At 68.5% G+C, this 17970-nt stretch carries 15 protein-coding genes; 6 read left to right on the top strand and 9 right to left on the bottom strand.

Translation table 11 applies throughout. The features are described from left to right. Nucleotides 1-98: 98 nt before the first annotated feature. The 5 genes from AC5IG3_RS03700 to guaD form a co-directional block, all read right to left on the bottom strand. Nucleotides 99-1256, bottom strand: coding sequence for a BMP family ABC transporter substrate-binding protein (locus AC5IG3_RS03700; protein WP_491904927.1), 1158 nt, complete (start codon nucleotides 1254-1256; stop codon nucleotides 99-101). Between the two features lie 74 nt (nucleotides 1257-1330). Beyond that, complete coding sequence (locus AC5IG3_RS03695) at nucleotides 1331-2251, bottom strand: ABC transporter permease (RefSeq protein WP_491904926.1); 921 nt, start codon at nucleotides 2249-2251, stop codon at nucleotides 1331-1333. A 2-nt stretch (nucleotides 2252-2253) separates the two neighbouring features. After that, nucleotides 2254-3309 carry an ABC transporter permease gene (locus AC5IG3_RS03690; protein WP_491904925.1) on the bottom strand — a complete coding sequence of 352 codons (1056 nt, stop codon included), beginning with the start codon at nucleotides 3307-3309 and terminating at the stop codon, nucleotides 2254-2256. Next, nucleotides 3296-4852: an ABC transporter ATP-binding protein gene (locus tag AC5IG3_RS03685; RefSeq protein ID WP_491904924.1), complete on the bottom strand. Its 1557-nt coding sequence runs from the start codon at nucleotides 4850-4852 to the stop codon at nucleotides 3296-3298. Before AC5IG3_RS03685 ends, AC5IG3_RS03690 begins: the two co-directional genes overlap by 14 nt. Further along, entirely contained in the window at nucleotides 4849-6222 is a 1374-nt protein-coding gene (guaD, locus tag AC5IG3_RS03680) for a guanine deaminase (RefSeq protein ID WP_491904923.1), read from the bottom strand. The genes AC5IG3_RS03685 and guaD overlap by 4 nt, the downstream gene beginning before the upstream one ends. Nucleotides 6223-6312: 90 nt before the next feature. On the opposite strand from guaD, the gene xdhA reads away from it, so the two are divergent. The 3 genes from xdhA to AC5IG3_RS03665 are packed head-to-tail and all read left to right on the top strand — an operon-like array spanning nucleotide 6313 to nucleotide 10630. Beyond that, entirely contained in the window at nucleotides 6313-7845 is a 1533-nt protein-coding gene (gene xdhA, locus AC5IG3_RS03675; protein WP_491904922.1) for a xanthine dehydrogenase small subunit, read from the top strand. Then, the gene (gene xdhB, locus AC5IG3_RS03670) at nucleotides 7842-10250 is read left to right on the top strand and encodes a xanthine dehydrogenase molybdopterin binding subunit (protein ID WP_491904921.1); all 2409 of its coding nucleotides are present in this window, start codon (nucleotides 7842-7844) and stop codon (nucleotides 10248-10250) included. The genes xdhA and xdhB overlap by 4 nt, the downstream gene beginning before the upstream one ends. After that, nucleotides 10247-10630 carry a hypothetical protein gene (locus AC5IG3_RS03665; RefSeq protein WP_491904920.1) on the top strand — a complete coding sequence of 128 codons (384 nt, stop codon included), beginning with the start codon at nucleotides 10247-10249 and terminating at the stop codon, nucleotides 10628-10630. The genes xdhB and AC5IG3_RS03665 overlap by 4 nt, the downstream gene beginning before the upstream one ends. Before the next feature lie 18 nt (nucleotides 10631-10648). Here AC5IG3_RS03665 and AC5IG3_RS03660 read toward each other — a convergent pair whose 3' ends face one another. Together AC5IG3_RS03660 and AC5IG3_RS03655 are read right to left on the bottom strand one after the other, a co-directional pair. After that, on the bottom strand, nucleotides 10649-11665 hold the full coding sequence (locus AC5IG3_RS03660) for a TRAP transporter substrate-binding protein (protein WP_491904919.1): 1017 nt from the start codon (nucleotides 11663-11665) through the stop codon (nucleotides 10649-10651). A 47-nt stretch (nucleotides 11666-11712) separates the two neighbouring features. Then, a complete protein-coding gene (locus AC5IG3_RS03655) occupies nucleotides 11713-12564 on the bottom strand; it encodes a shikimate dehydrogenase family protein (protein WP_491904918.1) in 852 nt (283 codons plus the stop codon). Nucleotides 12565-12720: 156 nt separating this feature from the next. Here AC5IG3_RS03655 and AC5IG3_RS03650 point away from each other — a divergent pair, with 156 nt between their 5' ends. Continuing rightward, the gene (locus tag AC5IG3_RS03650; protein WP_491904917.1) at nucleotides 12721-13539 is read left to right on the top strand and encodes an IclR family transcriptional regulator domain-containing protein; all 819 of its coding nucleotides are present in this window, start codon (nucleotides 12721-12723) and stop codon (nucleotides 13537-13539) included. A gap of 50 nt (nucleotides 13540-13589) precedes the next feature. Here AC5IG3_RS03650 and AC5IG3_RS03645 read toward each other — a convergent pair whose 3' ends face one another. Both AC5IG3_RS03645 and iolG read right to left on the bottom strand, forming a co-directional pair. Continuing rightward, nucleotides 13590-14630: a Gfo/Idh/MocA family oxidoreductase gene (locus AC5IG3_RS03645; RefSeq protein ID WP_491904916.1), complete on the bottom strand. Its 1041-nt coding sequence runs from the start codon at nucleotides 14628-14630 to the stop codon at nucleotides 13590-13592. A 109-nt stretch (nucleotides 14631-14739) separates the two neighbouring features. After that, nucleotides 14740-15735: an inositol 2-dehydrogenase gene (gene iolG / locus AC5IG3_RS03640; RefSeq protein ID WP_491904915.1), complete on the bottom strand. Its 996-nt coding sequence runs from the start codon at nucleotides 15733-15735 to the stop codon at nucleotides 14740-14742. 243 nt (nucleotides 15736-15978) lie between these two features. Here iolG and AC5IG3_RS03635 point away from each other — a divergent pair, with 243 nt between their 5' ends. Together AC5IG3_RS03635 and AC5IG3_RS03630 are read left to right on the top strand one after the other, a co-directional pair. Beyond that, a complete protein-coding gene (locus AC5IG3_RS03635; RefSeq protein WP_491904914.1) occupies nucleotides 15979-16812 on the top strand; it encodes a TIM barrel protein in 834 nt (277 codons plus the stop codon). A gap of 42 nt (nucleotides 16813-16854) precedes the next feature. Beyond that, nucleotides 16855-17970 (top strand): LacI family DNA-binding transcriptional regulator, encoded by a 1116-nt coding sequence (locus AC5IG3_RS03630; RefSeq protein ID WP_491904913.1) that lies wholly within the window; start codon nucleotides 16855-16857, stop codon nucleotides 17968-17970.

The raw sequence follows: 17970 nt of genomic DNA, 5'->3' as shown, positions 1-17970 counted from the left end.
GCAGCCAAAAAGCGGAAAAGCCCATGAGTATAGCGCGGTGAAGCGCCTCCTCATGGGCTTGAGACGGGTGAGGCCGCCAGCGACCCCACGAACCGGCCTTACTTGCCGCTCGGCACCTTGCCTTCGACACCCTTCACGTAGAAGTTGATGCCGTGCATGAACTTGTCATCGGCGGCTTCGTCCTTCTTGAGCACTTCCTTGCCGTCCTGGCCCAGGATGGGGCCCTTCCAGATCACGAAGCTGCCATCGGTCAGGCCGGCCTTGACCTTGGCGACACGCTCCTTGACGTCGGCGGGCACCTTGTCGGAGATCGATACCACGTCGATCGCGCCTTCCTTGACACCCCACCAGACACCGCCGGTGGACCACGTGCCGTCCAGCGCGTCCTTGACGGCCTTCTTGTAGTACGGCGCCCAGTTGATGACAGCCGACGCCAGGTGTGCGTTGGGGCCGAACTTGCTCATGTCCGAATCCCAGCCGAAAGCGTACTTGCCCTTCTCTTCGGCCTTCTGCAGCACGGCGCTGGAGTCGGTGTTCTGGAACAGCACATCAGCGCCGCCCGAGATCAGGCTCTGCGCGCCTTCGCCTTCCTTCGGGGGATCGAACCACTTGTTCACCCAGACCACCTTGGTCTTGACCTTGGGGTTGACGCTCTGCGCACCCAGCGTGAAGGCGTTGATGTTGCGGATCACCTCCGGGATGGGGATCGACGCCACCACGCCCAGCGTGTTGGACTTGGTCATGCTGCCGGCCATCACACCGGCCATGTACGCGCCTTCATAGGTGCGGCTGTCGTAGGTGCGCATGTTCTCGGCCGTCTTGTAGCCGGTGGCGTGCTCGAACTTGACGCCGGTGTTCTCGGCCGCGACTTTCAGCATCGGCTCCATGTAGCCGAAGGTGGTGCCGAAGATCAGCTTGTTGCCCTGGCCGACCAGGTCGAGCATCACGCGCTCGGCGTCCGCCGACTCGGGCACGTTCTCGACGAAGCTGGTGACGATCTTGTCGCCGAACTCGGCCTCGACCGCCTTGCGGGCGTTGTCGTGCGCGAAGGTCCAGCCGGCGTCGCCCACCGGGCCGACGTAGGCGAACGCCACCTTCAGCGGCTCAGGCTTGGCCGGCGCGGACGCCGGGGCCGATGCGGGCTCGGCGACCGGAGCGGCCTCTTCCTTCTTGCCGCAGCCCATCAGGGCCGCGGAAGCGGCCAGAGCCGCCCAGCCGGAAGCCGACAGCAGCCGGCGCTTGGTGAATTGGGTCATGCGTTCTCCTGGTAACAAAAGGAGGTGGAAAAAACCGAACGAAAAACAGAACGGGAAAACATTATCGGATCGCTTCACGATCCCGGGAAAAACGGCTTGCCGATCGACGCCGGCATGTTGGCGCGGATCCAGGCCGGGTTGCGCGAGATGAGCACCAGCACCACGATGGTGGCCAGGTAGGGCAGCATCGTCAGCCACTGGCTGGCGATCTGCACGCCCTCGCCCTGCAGGTGGAACTGCAACATCGTCACGCCGCCGAACAGATAGGCACCCAGCAAGACCCGCGCCGGCCGCCAGGTGGCAAAGGTGGTGAGCGCCAGCGCAATCCAGCCCTTGCCCGCCGTCATGCCCTCGACCCACAGCGGCGTGTAGATCACCGACAGATACGCCCCCGCCACACCGCACAGCGCGCCACCCGCCAGCACCGCCAGCAGCCGGATGCGGCGCACCGGGTAGCCCAGCGCGTGAGCCGATTCGGGCGACTCGCCCACCGCGCGCAGCACCAACCCGGCACGCGAGCGGTACAGAAACCACGCCAGCGCCAGCGCCAGCACCATCGTCAGATAGACCATCGGGTGATGGCGGAACAGCGCCGGCCCGAGCAGCGGGATGTCGGTCAAAAACGGCACCTCGAAGTGCGGTCGCGCCGCCAGCTTTTCCTGCGTGTAGCGCAGGCCCGCAAACGCCGACAGGCCGGCGCCGAACAGGCTCAACGCCAGCCCGGTGGCGTACTGGTTGGTGTTGAGCCAGATCACCAGCACGCCGAAGACGCTCGCCAGCAGCGCGCCGGCCAGGGCGCCCGCACCAAAAGCGAGCCCGTCATTGCCGGTGTGCACCGAGGTGGCGAAACCGGCAATCGCGGCCACCAGCATCATGCCCTCGGCGCCCAGGTTGACCACGCCGGCGCGTTCATTGATCAGCAGGCCCAGCGCGGCAATGGCCAGCACGGTGCCGGCGCTCAGGGTCGCGGCGATCAGCAAGGCGATTTCATTCATGGTCACGCCCTCCGGCGAATGCGATAGGCGATCAGCGTGTCACACGCCAGCAGCGACAGCAGCAGCAGGCCCTGGAACACGCCGGTGATCGATTTGGGCAGCCCGAGGCGCGACTGCGCCAGCTCGCCGCCGATGTAGAACATGCTCATCAGCACGCCCGAGGCCACGATGCCCACGGGATGCAGCCGGCCCACAAACGCGACGATGATGGCGGCAAAGCCGTAACCCACCGGCACATACGGCGTCAACTGGCCCAGCGGTCCGGCGGCTTCGAGCGCACCCGCCAGCCCGGCCATGCCGCCTGAGAGCAGCAGCGCCGTCCACAACGCCGTGCGCGACGAGAAGCCTGCATAGCGCGCCGCCGCCGGTGCCAGCCCGCCCACCTGCAGCGCAAAGCCGCGGTAGGTGCGGAACATGAACACCCACGCCAGCGCCACCGCCAGCAGCGAGATCAGCACGCCGATGTTGGCGCGCAGGCCCTCCACCAGGCGAGGCACCTTGGTCACGGCCGCAAAGGTGATGGTCTGCGGAAAGTTGAAGCCCGCCGGGTCCTTCCACGGCCCGTAGACCAGGTAGCTGAGCACCATCTCGGCCACGTAGACCAGCATCAGGCTGACCAGGATCTCGTTGGCGTTGAAGCGGTCACGCAGCAGCGCGGTGATCGCCGCCCAGGCCATGCCGCCCAGCACACCGGCCGCCAGAATGGCCGCCACGATCCAGCGCGAGCTGCCCGCGTCCGCCTGCATCGCCACCCAGCCGCCGCCGAGCGCGCCCAGGATGAACTGCCCTTCGGCACCGATGTTCCAGAAGTTGGCCCGAAAGCACACCGCCAGCCCGAGCGCAATCAGCACCAGTGGCACCGCCTTGACGCTCAGCTCCGACAACGCGCGCGCGTTCTTCAGCGGCTCGATGAAGAACATCTGCAGCCCCCGGACCGGGTCCTTGCCCAGCAGCACGAAGATCGTCACGCCGATCAGCACCGTCAACACCAGCGCGATCACCGGCGAGGCCAGCGACATCCACCGCGACGGCTCGGGCCGCGCTTCAAGCCTGAACATGCAGGGTCTCCTCGGTATTCAAAGACGCTGCGGGAACTTCCCACAGGCCCGACATCCAGATGCCGATGCGCTCGACCGTCGCATCCACCGTGCGCACCGACGGCGACAGCCGCCCCTGCGCCATCACCTGCAGGCGGTCGCAGATCTCGAACAGCTCGTCGAGTTCCTCGCTCACCACCAGCAGCGCACAGCCGGCGTCGCGCAGCGCCAGCAACTCGGCACGGATCTGCGCCGCCGCGCCCACGTCCACGCCCCAGGTCGGCTGGCTGATGATGAGCAGCTTCGGGGCCGCGTCAATCTCGCGCCCGACCAGGAATTTCTGCAGGTTGCCGCCCGAGAGCGACTTGGCCGCCGCCCCTGGCCCGCCGGCCTTGACCTTGAAGCGCGCGATCAGGTCGGTCGCCAGCCGCTCGACCTGGCCCATGCGCAGCCAGCCGCCCGCGCCCACCAGCTCGGTGCGCGTCAGCAGCGTGTTCTGCGCCAGGCTCAGGCCTGGCACCGCGCCGCGCCCGAGACGTTCTTCCGGTACAAAGTGCAGCCCACGCTTGCGCCGCGCCCCGGGCGAGGCCTGGGCAATGTCGTGGCCGAACAGCCGGATGCTGCCGCCAGGCGCGCGGCGGTCTTCGCCTGAGAGCGCCGCCATCAGCTCCTGCTGGCCGTTGCCCGAGACACCGGCGATGCCGAGGATTTCACCCGCGCGCACCTCCAGCGCCAGCTCGCGCAGATCGGTGCCGAAAGGTTCGGCCTTGGCCAGGCTCAGCGCCTGAGCCTGCAGCGCCACCACGCCCGGCTGTGCCGGGCGGTGCTGCAGCTGCGGCGGCTCGGCGCCGATCATCAGCCGCGACAGGCTGGCGTTGCTCTCCTGCGTCGGGTCGACCTCGCCCGTGACCTTGCCACCGCGCAGCACGGTGCAGTGGTGGCACAGCGCGCGGATCTCGTCGAGCTTGTGGCTGATGTAGAGGATCGAGCAGCCCGCTGCACTCAACTTGCGCAGCGTGACAAACAGGCGCTCGACCGCTTGCGGCGTCAGCACCGAGGTCGGCTCGTCGAGGATCAGCAACTGCGGACGCGTCAGCAAGGCGCGCACGATTTCCACGCGCTGGCGCTCGCCCACGCTCAGGGAATGCACCGGCCGCAGCGGGTCGACCTCCAGGCCGTACTCGCCCGCCACCTCGCGGATGCGGCTCGTCACCTGAGCCAGCGTCAGGCCCTTGTCGAGGCCGAGCCAGACGTTCTCGGCTGCGGTGAGCGTGTCGAACAGGCTGAAGTGCTGGTAGACCATGCTGATGCCCAGCGCCCGTGCCTGCGCCGGGCTGCTGATCTGCACCGGCTGGCCGTTCCAGCGCACCTCGCCGGCATCGGGCCGCACCGCGCCGTAGATGATCTTCATCAGCGTCGACTTGCCCGCGCCGTTCTCGCCCAGCACGGCGTGGATCTGGCCGGGCTGCACGGTCAGGCTGACGCTGTCATTGGCGCGTACCGCCGGGTACTGCTTGGTGATGGCGTGCAACGCCAGCCGGGGCGGCTGCAGGGATGGGTTCATGGTTCTTCTCTCCAGGCAAGCCGGCCGGGGTCGGCCTGTACCCGCCGGTAAGCGAGCTGGCCGGCCACGTAGGTGGCGGCCAGGTTGCGTTCGTCGCCCAGCGTCATCCAGGCGAACAGTCTCTCGTGCAGATCGCGCGCCAGCGCGTGGCGGTGCGCACCGACCGGGCCGTGCGACCAGTCCCAGGCGCACAGATCGGCGCTGCAGCCCACGTCGAACGAGCCGATCTCGCCCACCAGCCCGAGCGCCTCGGCCGCGCCGCGCGTGGCCGCGTGCAGCGCCTTGAAGGCGGTGAGCCGCGCGCCGCGCAGCGCCTGCACCTTGTAGGCGTCGGCGAGTGTGCGCAGCATCGACAGGCTGGTGCCGCCGCCCACGTCGCTGGCGACGCTGACCCGCGCCCCGGCGGCTTCGAGCGCCGGCCAGTCCATCAGCCCGCTGCCCAGGAACAGGTTGGAGCTGGGGCTGTGGGCGATCTGCGCGCCGGTGTCGGCCAGCAGCGCGCGGTCGATGTGGTCGAGCCAGATGCCGTGCGCCAGCACCGCGCGCTCGTTGAGCAGACCGTGGTGACGGTACACGTCCAGATAGCTGCGCGCCTGCGGAAACAGCGCGGCCACCCAGTCGACCTCGGCACGGTTCTCGGCCACGTGGGTCTGCAGGTAGAGGCCGGGCACCTCGGCCATCAGCCGGCCGGCCATCGCCAGCTGCTCAGACGTGCTGGTGGGCGCAAAACGCACCGTCATCGCGTAGGCCAGCCGGCCGTGGCCGTGCCAGCGCTCGATCAGCGCGCGGCAGTCGGCCTCGGCGCCGATGACGTCGTCGCACAGCGCGGGCGGCGCGTGGCGGTCCATCAGCACCTTGCCGGCGATCAGGCGCATGTGACGGGCGTGGGCGGCCTCGAACAGCGCCTCGGCGCTGACGCGGTGCACGGTCGGGAACACCACCGCCGCCGTGGTGCCGTGCGCCAGCAGCGCATCCAGAAATACAGTCGCACCCGCCTGCGCCACCACGGGATCGGCGTAGCGCTGCTCGGCCGGAAAGGTGTAGGTGTTGAGCCAGTCCAGCAGCTCGGTGCCATAGCTGGCGATCACGTCGAGCTGCGGGCTGTGCACATGCGTGTCGATGAAGCCCGGCAGCAGCAGCTGGCCGCGGTGGTCGATGCGCTGCCAGTCGTCGCCCGGCGTCAGGCGCTCGGCCGGCTCGACGCCGGTGATGCGGCCGCCGTCGATCATCAACCAGTGGTCCGGCCGCCAGCGCACACCGCCTGCCGCAGCCGGCGCCGCCCAACCCGGATCGGCCGTGAAGTCGAGCAGGTCCGCCCGCAAGGCCTGCTTGTTCTTGTCGGTGGGAGGGGAATGGGCCTGGTTCAGCATCGGCGTATTGTCATATCGTTCCTGCGCCTGTTCAGCTGGCAAGAATCATGCGAGAGTCTGTTTCGGGAAACCCCTGAGGGACCACGACCCATGAGCACACCAGACACGCCCGCCTCCAGCCCCACCCGCCCGATCCGCTTCTTCCAGGGCGGCGCGCTGCAGCAGATCCACGACGCCGCGCCCACCCGCAGCCTGCTGCACTGGCTGCGCGAAGACGCGCGCTGCACCGGCACCAAGGAAGGCTGCAACGAGGGCGACTGCGGCGCCTGCACCGTGATCGTGGCCGACCTGGACCCGGCGCAGCCCCAGCCCGCCCTGCGCCTGCGCAACCTCAACGCCTGCCTGGCCTTCCTGCCCACGCTCGATGGCAAGGTGGTGCTGACGGTGGAGGATCTGGCCGGCATCGACACGCCAACGCAGACGCCGCATCCGGCGCAACAGGCGCTGGTCGATTGCCACGGCTCGCAGTGCGGCTTCTGCACGCCCGGTTTCGCAATGACGATGACCGCGGTTTACGAACGCGAACAGGCCTGCGCCCGTCGCCCCACGCGCCAGCAACTCGCCGACGATCTGGCCGGCAACCTGTGCCGCTGCACCGGCTACCGGCCGATCCTGGACGCCGCCGAGCGCATGTTCGACGCCACACCGCGCCGGCTCGACCGCGCGGCGCTGCTGGCGCAACTGCAGCAACTGGCTCAAGACGCGCCGCTGCACTACGCCGCGCCGGACGGTGCACCGGACGAAATTTTCCACGCCCCGCGCACGCTCGACGCCTTCGCCGCGCTGCGCGAGGCACTGCCGCAAGCCCGGCTGCTGGCCGGCGCCACCGACGTCGGCCTGTGGGTCAACAAGCAGCTCCGGGCGCTGGGCGAAATCGTCTCGATCAACGAGGTGGCCGAGTTGCACCGCATCGAGCAGCGCGACGGCGAACTCGTCATCGGCGCCGCCGCCACGCTCGAAGCCGCCTGGGGCGCGCTGGCCGCACAGTTGCCGGCGCTGCGCGAGGTCTGGCTGCGCTTCGCCTCGCCGCCGATCCGCCACGCCGGCACGCTCGGCGGCAACCTCGCCAACGGCTCGCCCATCGGCGACGGCGCACCGGTGCTGATCGCGCTCAGCGCCCGGCTGGTGCTGCGGCGCGGCGCGGTCGAGCGCGAGCTGGCACTGCAGGACTACTACCTCGACTACATGAAGACCGTGCTGCAGCCCGGCGAGTTCATCGCCCGGCTGATCGTGCCGCTGCCAGCGCCAGCAGCGCAGCTGCGGGTCTGGAAGATCAGCAAGCGCTACGACAGCGACATCTCCGCCGTCTGCGCCGCCTTGCTGCTGCAGCTGGACGGCGGCGTGGTGACGCAGGCGCGGCTGGCCTTCGGCGGGCTGGCGGGCATCGTCAAGCGCGCCGCGCAAACCGAGGCGGCACTGGTCGGCCAGCCGTGGACCGAAGCCGCGCTGCAAGCTGGCATCGACGCCCTGGCGCAGGACTTTTCGCCGCTCTCCGACCTGCGCGCCAGCGCCGCCTACCGCCGCCAGGTCGCAGGCAACCTGCTGCGCCGGCTCTGGCTGGAAACGCGCGCCGACGCGCCGCTGGCCGCCAGCGCCACCACCGTCTGGGGATCCCAAGCATGAACGCACCCGAGAAACTTCAGCCCTGGGCGCAGGTCGGACAGCCACGCCCGCATGAATCGGCGCACCTGCACGTGGCGGGTGCTGCGCCCTACATCGACGACATTCCCGAAGCCGCCGGCACGCTGCACGCCGCGCTCGGCCTGTCGCCGCTGGCGCATGGGCAACTGCGCGGCATTGACCTCGATTTGCTGCGCGCCCAACCCGGCGTGGTGGCGGTGCTGACGGCGGTGGATTTTCCCGGCGTCAACGACTGCGGCTCGATCGTTCACGACGAGCCCATCCTGGCCGACGGCGAACTGCGCTACCTGGGCCAGCCGGTGTTTGCCGTCATCGCCCGCAGCCGCGACCAGGCCCGGCGCGCGGCAGCCTTGGCCAAGCAGGCGATCCACGCCGACGCCCTGCCCGCCGTGCTGACGGCGCGCGAGGCGCACGCGCTGGGCCAGTACGTCGTGCCGCCGATGGCGATGGTGCGCGGCGATGCCGCGCGGGCGCTGGCCACCGCGCCGCACCGGCTGACGGGCCAGTTCAGCCTCGGCGGGCAGGAACAGTTCTATCTGGAAGGCCAGATCTCCTACGCGCTGCCGCAGGAAAACGCCGGCCTGCTGGTGCACTGCTCCACCCAGCACCCGAGCGAGATGCAGCACCTGGTGGCGCACGCCCTGAACCTGGCCAGCCATCAGGTGCAGGTGCAATGCCGGCGCATGGGCGGCGGCTTTGGCGGCAAGGAATCGCAGTCGGCGCCGTTTGCCTGCATCGCCGCGCTGGCGGCGCAAAAGCTGGGGCGGCCGGTCAAGCTGCGGCTGGATCGCGATGATGATTTCCTCATCACCGGCCGCCGCCACGGCTTCGAGTACGACTACCAGCTCGGCTTCGACGGCCAGGGCCGCGTGCTGGGCGTGGCGGTCGACATGATCAGCAACGCCGGCCACTCGGCCGACCTGTCGGCGCCGGTGATGACACGCGCGCTCAGCCACTTCGACAACGCCTACTGGCTGCCCGACGTGCACATGCGCGGCTTCTGCGCCCGCACCCACACGCAGAGCAACACCGCCTTCCGCGGCTTCGGCGGGCCGCAGGGCGCGCTGGCCATCGAGGTGATGCTCGACGAGATCGCCCGCCACCTCGGGCTCGACCCGCTGGCGGTGCGGCGCGCCAACTTCTACGGCACGCAGGAGCGCAACGTCACACCCTACGACCAAGTCGTCGAGGACAACATCATTCACCCGTTGGTGGATCGGCTGGCCGTCGAGTCAGGCTACGCCGCGCGCCGCGCCGGCATCGCCGCCTGGAACGCCACCAGCCCGGTGCTCAAGAAAGGGCTGGCGCTGACGCCGGTGAAGTTCGGCATCAGCTTCAACGTCGCGCATTTCAACCAGGCCGGCGCGCTGGTGCACCTCTACACCGACGGCTCGATCCTGGTCAACCACGGTGGCACCGAGATGGGCCAGGGCCTCAACACCAAGGTGGCGCAAGTGGTGGCGCACGAGTTGGGCGTGGACTTGAAGCGCGTGCGCGTCAGCGCGACCGACACGCAGAAGGTGGCCAACACCAGCGCCACGGCAGCGTCGACCGGCAGCGACTTGAACGGCAAGGCCGCGCAGGACGCGGCACGGCAGATCCGCGTGCGGCTGGCGCAGTTTGCCGTCGACAAGTACGGCATTGACGCCAGTCAACTGCACTTTGCCGACGACGTGGTGCAGGCCGGCGAATGGCAAATGCGCTTTGCCGAGCTGGTTGCCCAGGCCTATCTGGCACGCGTGCAGCTCTGGAGCGACGGCTTCTACGCCACGCCCGGCCTGCACTGGGACCGCGAACGGCTCAAGGGCAAGCCCTTCTTCTACTTCTGCTATGGCGCCGCCGTCAGCGAAGTGTTGATTGACACGCTGACCGGCGAGCACCGCCTGCTGCGCGCCGACCTGCTGCACGACGTGGGCGCGTCGCTCAACCCGGCCATCGACATCGGCCAGATCGAAGGTGCTTTCATCCAGGGCATGGGCTGGCTGACCAGCGAGGAGCTGTGGTGGCAGCCGATGGACGGCTCGCGCCACGCCGGCAAGCTCATGACCCACGCGCCCAGCACCTACAAGATCCCGACCGCCAACGACGTGCCGGCGGCCTTCCACACGCAGCTGTTCGACCAGCGCAACCCGGCCGACACCATCCACCGCAGCAAGGCGGTGGGCGAGCCGCCGCTGCTGCTGGCCTTCAGCGTGTTCCTGGCGTTGCGCGATGCGGTGTCCGCCGTGGGCGGTCACCGCATTCAGCCGCCGCTGCGCGCACCCGCCACGCCGGAGGCGGTGCTGGATGCGGTGATGGCCGTGACGCAGGCCGAGGCCTTGGCCTTGGGCGAAGATCACACCCATGCGCCAGCCGGCGCACACCAACGCAGGAAGGATGACGCTTGAAGATCGCACTCTGGCTGGGTGGCCTGTTCGTGGCCCTGTTGTGGACCGGCGGGGCCTGGATCACCGCTTCGTTGATCGACTGGGGCGCGGCGCTGATGACCTCCGGCCAAGCCATCGGCCTGGGCCGGGCGGTGGCCGACTGGCCGCTGCCGACCTGGCTCGGCCTGTGGGCGGACACCGCGCTGATCGAGATGCTGCGTGACGCCGCCGTCTGGACGCTGGAGGCGCTGCAGGCGTCCTCGCCGGTCGCCGGCGATGTCATCGGCTGGCTGGTGCCGGTGGTCTGGGTCGTGTGGGGCCTGGGGCTGGCCGCGATCCTGGCCCTGACCGGCGGCCTGCACTGGCTGGTGAGCCGCCTCAGCCCGAGCGCGATACGCTGAGCCACGCTCGGGCTGGCGTCATTTCGTGGCGCGAACCTTGTCGATCGCGGCGACCATCTCCTGCACCACCGGGCCGAGTTCCTTGGTGTACTTCTCGATCACCGGCTTGGCGCGCTCGCGCAGCTTGGCGATCTCTTCGGGCGGCAGCTCGTGCACGGTCATGCCGAGCTTCTTGAGCTCGGCCAGCACCTTGGCCGCCTCTTCGCGTGCGATCTTGCGCTGGATCACCGCCGTTTCCATTGCGGCGTCACGCAGGATCTTCTGCTCGACCGGCGAGAGCTTGTCCCAGAACTTCTTGCTGACGATCACCGCCTGCGGCGTGTACATGTGGTTGGTGATCGTCAGGTGCTTGGAGACCTCGTTGTACTTGCCGTCGAGGATGTTCAGCAGCGGGTTGGTCATGCCGTCGATGGCCCCCTGCTCCAGCGCGGTGTAGGTCTCGGTGAAGGGCATCGGCACCGGCGATGCGCCCAGCGCCTTCATGAAGTCGACGTAGATCGGCGTCGGGATCACGCGCATCTTCAGGCCCTTGAAGTCGTCGGCCTTGGCGATCGGCCGCTTGAGGGTGTGCATCTGGCGGAAGCCCAGGTCCCAGTAGGCCAGGCCGACCAGGCCGCGCTCCTGCAGCTTGTCGAGCAGCTTCTGGCCAATCGGGCCGTCGGCGATGGCGTCGGCCTCGCGGGTGTTGTTGAACAGGAAGGGGAAGTCGAAGATCGCCATTTCCTTGGCGTTGCCGGCCAGCAGGCTGGCGTTCATCACCGTCATCTCCATCGTGCCGCCCTGCATGGCCGACACCGTCTGCAGGTCCGGGCCGAGCGCGCCGCCGGGGAAGGGCTTGACGCTCAGCTTGCCGCCGCTCTTCTTGGCGACCAGTTCGGCGAACTTCTCCACCCCGATCACCTGCGGATGGCCCTTGTTGCTGGCCGAGGGGAACTTGATGGTGCGGGCCTCGATGTCGGCAGCAGCGGCTGAACCGACGGCGCTGACCGCCAGCGCGGCCAGGGAGGCAAGAACAATACGACGCAGGGTATGCATGAAGAATCCTTTGAAGAGACAGGAAAAAGGACAGAAAAAAGCGGTGCTCACTGCACAGGCAGCGAGTCCCGCACGGCGGACAAGTCGGCACGCACGGCCTGGGCGGCCTCGTGAAGACCAAAGAATTCGAGGTAGTCCGGCACTTGCTGCACCAGCATTTCAAAGCCCGGGTGGGCGGCAATGCCACGCTGGCGGCAAGCCTGAAGCAGCGGCGTGGGCGCCGACTTCATGAGGATGTCGATGACGCAGGCGTGGGCCTCCAGGCGCTGCACATCGAAAGGAAGCGGATCACCCGGGTGCAGGCCCAGTGGCGTGGCGTGGACGACCAGATCAAAACCGGCCGGGTCGTTACCGGCTGCGCGCACTTTCTGGCTGCCGAGCGCGTGCCGTTGCAGTCGGGCAGCGAGTTCCGTGGCGCGCGCGCCCAGGTCGTGGATGGCGAGTTCGCTGACGCCCGCATCCATCAGCGCCACGGCGATGGCCGCACCGGCCCCGCCGGCACCCACCAGCAGCACGCGCTGACCCTGGGGAGCAAAGCCGAAGTGATGCAGTGCGCGTATGAAGCCCGAGCCATCGAAGAGTCCGCCCTCCAGGCTGCCATCGGCACGGCGGCGCACGGCATTCACCGATTGCGCCAACTGGCCCGCACGGTCGCAGTGCGCCAGTCGCTCAAGCAGGGCTGTTTTATGCGGAATGGTCAGCCACAGCCCATCGATGTTTTCAGCGGCCAGTACCGATCGGGCAAAGGAGTCGAACAGGGCCGGACGCACGTGCGCAGGCACCAGCACGGCATCGACACCGTGCCGCATGAACAGCGTGTTGAAAATAAGAGGCGCCTGGACTTGAGCAATCGGATCTCCGACCACCATGAACACACGCGTACGACCTGATATCTGCATCGAATCCACCTGAATGAGCGCATCGGTTTGCGCTGGAAGCGGACTGTAGGCAGCGGGGCAAGGGGGCGACAAGAGGGATACCCGGTCAGTATTCCGATCAACGGACACTCTTGTCCGATAATCGGTTATTACTCTGGTTTACCCTAGGAATTCACCATGGCGCAGCGCCCTGAGTCCAGCCCCGATCCGTCAGGCAACCTGCCAGGCAGCGCCGGCTACCCGATTGATCGCGCCGACCTGATCGCCGGGCTGGGCCGCGGGTTGGCTGTGATCGAGAGCTTCGATGACGAGCACTCGCGCATGACCTGCGCCGAGGTCGCCGACCGCACGGGCATTCCGCGCACCGCCGCACGGCGCCATCTGCAAAGCCTGTGTCACTTCGGCTACGCGGAGAGCGATGGCAAGCGCTTCTGGCTGGCGCCCCGCGTGCTGCGACTCGGGCAGAGCTACCTGGACGGCGCGCGGTTGCCGCGTCTGGTCCAGCCCTTCATCCAGCGCTTGTCCATGGCCACCGGCGAAACCGTCAACGTCAGCGTGCTCGATGGGCACGAGGTGGTGTACGTCGCCCGCAGCAACAGTCCGCGCGTCGTCTCCATCGGCTTTCATGCCGGGGCGCGTGTGCCGGCGCACGTGGTGAGTCCGGGCGTCGTCTTGCTGTCGATGCTCAAGGACGGCGCCCTCACGCACTGGATCGACCGCCACGAGTTTCTGGCCTTTTCGTCCAGCACCGTGGTCGACCGGGAACAGTTTCGCCAGGATGTTCTGGCCGCGCGCCGGCAAGACCACTGGATTTCGGTCGGTCGGCTGGATGCGGGCCTGATCGGGGTGGCTTCCGCGCTGAAAGACCGGTTCGGCACCTGCAAAGGCGCCATCGGCATGACAGTGCAAAGCCACCACTGGAATCCGGAACGGGTCCTGGAGCGGTTGGTGCCCGCCATCATCGACACCGTCAACACGCTGCGACCGCTGATCTAGTCGACCCGCTCCGGCGCCATCTGGCGCCACGCTCGACCCATCTCAGGACCTCACACCGCCTCGGGCATGCCGCTGTGCAGGGATTGGGTGATAGCCAGGCCGATGCGGGTGGCCTCCATCGCGTCGTCCAGCGTCAGCGTCAGCGGGGTTTCGCCCCGGCAGGCGGCGACGAAGGCGGTCATCTCATGCGCGAAAGCCGCCTCGAAGCGCTCGTAGAAATCAGCCAGCACGGCGTGGCGCACGCCGCCGGCATCCCGGCGCTCGATGCGGTCGCGCGCGGCGCCCATGCCCACCTGCAGCGTGCCGGCGGTGCCGATCACCTCGGTGGTGGTCTCGTGGCCGTGCGGCATGGTGCGGCTGGCGTAGAAGACGGCGCGGGCGCCACCCTCGAATTCGACGATGGCCAGACCGTTGTCGACGTCCTTGCATTCGGCCAGCGCCGGGTGCAGCGCAATGGTGCCGCTGGCGAAGGCGCGGACGGCCTTCGGCCGGCCCAGCAGCCAGCGCGCCAGGTCGATGTCATGCACGCTGCAGTCCATGAAGATGCCACCCGACGTGGGCGCAAAGCGCACGAAGAAGCCGTCCGGGTCGTTCTGGTCGCAGGTCTGCGAGCGCACCAGGAAAGGCCGGCCGATCTCGCCCGCCTCCACCGCCTGTGCCGCGCTGGCGTAGCTGGGGTCGAAGCGGCGCACGAAGCCGACCATCGCCACCTGCTGCGGGTACTGCGCGGCCACGGCCAGCACGCGCTCGCAATCGGGCACGTTCAGCGCCAGCGGCTTCTCGACGAAGACGTGCTTGCCGGCCTTCAGCGCCGCGATGGTCTGGTCGGCGTGCAGCGAGGTGGGCGTGACCAGCACGACCGCATCGATGGCCGGGTCAGCCAGGAAGGCGTCGAAGTCGCTGTACAGGCGCTCCACCCCCAACTCGCTGCGGGCGAAATCGCGCTCGGCCTCGACCGGGCTGCAGGCGGCGACCAGGTCGACGTGGCGGGTGCGGAAAGCCAGCGCTTCAGCGTGGCGCTTGCCGAGGCGGCCGAGGCCGGCGATGCCGACACGCAGGCGGGCGGGGGTGGAAGCAATCGGTGCGGTCATGGTGTCTCTCTTGTCGAAGGGTGCAACGCAGAACGGCGAGCCCCAGGCTCGCCGCGTTCAGGAGGCCGCTGCAGGGCAGCCTTTCATGGTTTCGTCAGATCGGCGCTGATCAGAACTTGATCGGCTGGCCGCTCAGGCAGCTCTCGGCCGCCGCATCCGCCAGGATCTGCGCCTTCACGCCGTCGGCCACCGTGGTGCGGAACGCGCCACCGGTCTGCAGGCAGTCGAAGAAGTGCGCCAGCTCGGCCTTGTAGGCGGCGGCATAGCGCTGCAGGAAGAAGGCTTCGGGCTTGTTGGCGGTGATGCCGTTGGCGTTCCACTCGACCACTTCGCTGGGCGCCTGGTTGCCGCACTGCAGCATGCCGAGCGAGCCCAGCACTTCAAAGCGCTGGTCGTAGCCGTAGGCGGCGCGGCGGCTGGTGTTGATCTGGCAGAGGCGGCCCTTCCTGGTGCGGATCGTCACGGCGGTGCTGTCGACGTCGCCCAGGTCGGCGATCGCCGGGTCGGTCAGCACCGAGCCGGTGGCGCTGAGCCACTCGGCTTCGTCGCCGTCGGCGCACAGGATCCAGCGGAACACGTCCAGGTCATGGATCAGCATGTCGCGGAAGATGCCGCCCGAGGCCTTGATGTATTCGGCCGGCGGCGCGCCCGGGTCGCGGCTGGTGATGATCAGCATCTCGGGGTTGCCGATGGCGCCGGCGTCCATGCGGGTGCGGGCGTCGTTGAAAGTCGGGTCGAAACGGCGTTGGAAGCCGATCATGCAGGCCACGCCCGCGGCCTTGACGGCTTCGCCGCAGGCGATGGCGCGCGGCACCGACAGGTCGACCGGCTTCTCGCAGAAGATGTGCTTGCCGGCCGCGGCGGCGCGGGTGATCAGGTCGGAGTGGGTCGACGTCGGCGAGGTGATCGCGACGACATCGATCGACTTGTCGGCCAGCACGGCTTCGATGGTCGAGACCTCGGCGCCGAGCTGCTGCGACAGCTGCGCAGCGCTCTCGCCCATCGGGTCGCAGATGTATTTGAGCTTCACGCCCGGCAGTGCGGCCAGGTTGGTGGCGTGGATGCGGCCGATGCGGCCCGCGCCAAAGACGGCGACGTTTTTCATGAGGTGGGTCTCCTGGAGGGGGAATCTGATCGCTGCGAACTATAGCCCTGGCCTCAAAAAAATGGAAATTAATTTCCATTAGGGTTTTTCATAGAACTTTGGTGTTCTCCTCTAGAAGTTCACGCTGCAGAATCAATCGCCGGGGTTTTTGACCATTTATGTTCAAAGTTTGTGCTGCTGCGACCGGCACGTCTGCCTAGAGTGCGGGCAGTTCCCACCCCCACCCTGCCCACGGAATTCGTCATGTCACAACTTCAATTCGCCATCAATCGCATGTCCGCCCCGCGCATGAGCTTCGACGCCTTCGTCGCCATGACGCGCCGCCTGGGCGTGGCCGCCATCGAGATCCGCAACGACCTGACGGGCGTCGAGATCACCGACGGCACGCCGGCCGCCACCGTGGGCGCGGCGGCCAAGGCGCAGGGCCTGGTGATCCGCTCGATCAACGCGCTGCAGCGCTTCGAGCAGTTCAACGCCGAGCGCGAGGCCGAGGCCATCGAGCTGGCCCGCTACGCCCGCGACTGCGGCGCCGAAGCGCTGGTGCTCTGCCCGACCAACAGCCGCGCCGACAGCCGCACGCCCGAGCAGCGCCACGCCGATCTGGTCCACGCGCTGACCGCGCTCAAGCCCATCCTGGATGAGCACGGCCTGATCGGCCTGGTCGAGCCGCTGGGCTTCGAGGAATGCGCCGTGCGCCTCAAGTCGCAGGCGGTGCGCGCGTTCGAGGAAATCAAGGCCGACGGCACCTTCCGCCTCGTGCATGACACCTTCCACCACCACCTTGCCGGTGAAGGCCTGTTCTTCCCCGAGTGGACCGGCCTGATCCACATCTCCGGCGTCGAAGACGAAACCGTGACCGTGGGCGACATGCGCGACGGCCACCGCGTGCTGGTCGGCGCCGATGACCGCCTGGGCAACGCGCCGCAACTGCGCCGTCTGCTGGATGCGGGCTACAGCGGCTATGTGTCGTTCGAGCCGTTTGCCGAGTCGGTCGCCGCCGCGCCGGACATCGAAGCCGAACTCGCCGCCAGCATGGCCTATCTGCGCGATGCCGTGGCCGCAGCCACCGCCGCCTGAATCAGGCTCACAGCATGAGCCCGGCTTGAGCCGTGACGCGCCATGACGCGTCGCAAGCGCAGCGCCCGTTTCGTCGAGATTGCCTCGGCGGCGGGCGTGAGCATGTCCACCGTCAACCGGGTGCTCAATGAGCACGGCAGTGTCTCGGCCGACACCCGCGCCCGGGTGGTCGCCGCGGCCAAGCAACTGGGCGTGCCACGCGTGCTGCCCGACCCGCGTCATGGGCTGACGCGCTTCGACGTGATCCTGGCGCACAGCCCGACGCCCTACTTCAGCCGGCTGGAGCTGGCGCTGCAGCGCGCAGCGCAGATGCTCGACACGCGCATCGTCATCCACCGCCACCGCGTCGACGCGCAGGACGAGGCGCGCGTGCTGCACGCCATCCAGCAGACCGACCGCCCGGCAGGCCACCGCCGTGACGGCCTGATGGTCGCGCTGCACGACAGCCCGGCGGTGCGCGTGGCGCTGCGCGGCCAGATCGCACGCGGCGTGCCGGTGGTGACGCTGATGAGCGCCATCGGCACGGCCGGCGACGAGGTGCCCGGCCTGCACTACGCTGGCATCGACAACCTGGCCGCCGGCCGCACGGCGGGCCACCTGATCGGCCAGCGCCTGGGCACCACGCCCGGCGACATCCTGCTGCTGACGCACACCCTGAGCTACCGCGCCCACGCCGAACGCCTGGCCGGCTGCGTGGCGGCGGTGGCCGAGCGCTACCCGCACCTGCGCTGCAGCGAACCGGTCGCCTGCCTGGACGACGCCGACCGCTGCCACCTGGCGCTGACCGCCGCGCTGCGCCATGCCGAACAGAGCGGCCGCCCGCTGCTGGGGCTGTATCACAGCGGTGCCGGCAGCAGCGGCATCGCCAGCGCGCTGCACAAACATCAACACCAAGCCGGCGCGCACCTGCCCTGGGTGGGCCATGAACTGAGCGACGAGCACCGGCAGTGGCTCAAGGTCGGCCTGATGGACTGGGTGATCGACCAGAACCCCGACGGCCAGATCGTCAGCGGCCTGCAGCACCTGCTGCACCGCTGCGGCTACGTCGAGCAACCAGCCGCGAATGAGCCGAACGAGTTCCGGCTGTTCTGCGCCGAAAACCTGCCGCGGGCGCTCAATTACCTGGAGGCGCCGCTGACCGCATCGCTGCGCGGCTGA

The sequence above is a fragment of the Leptothrix sp. (in: b-proteobacteria) genome (genome assembly GCF_965250675.1).
GTDB lineage: Bacteria > Pseudomonadota > Gammaproteobacteria > Burkholderiales > Burkholderiaceae_C > Sphaerotilus.
This window is presented reverse-complemented; position numbering and strand designations above follow the sequence as displayed.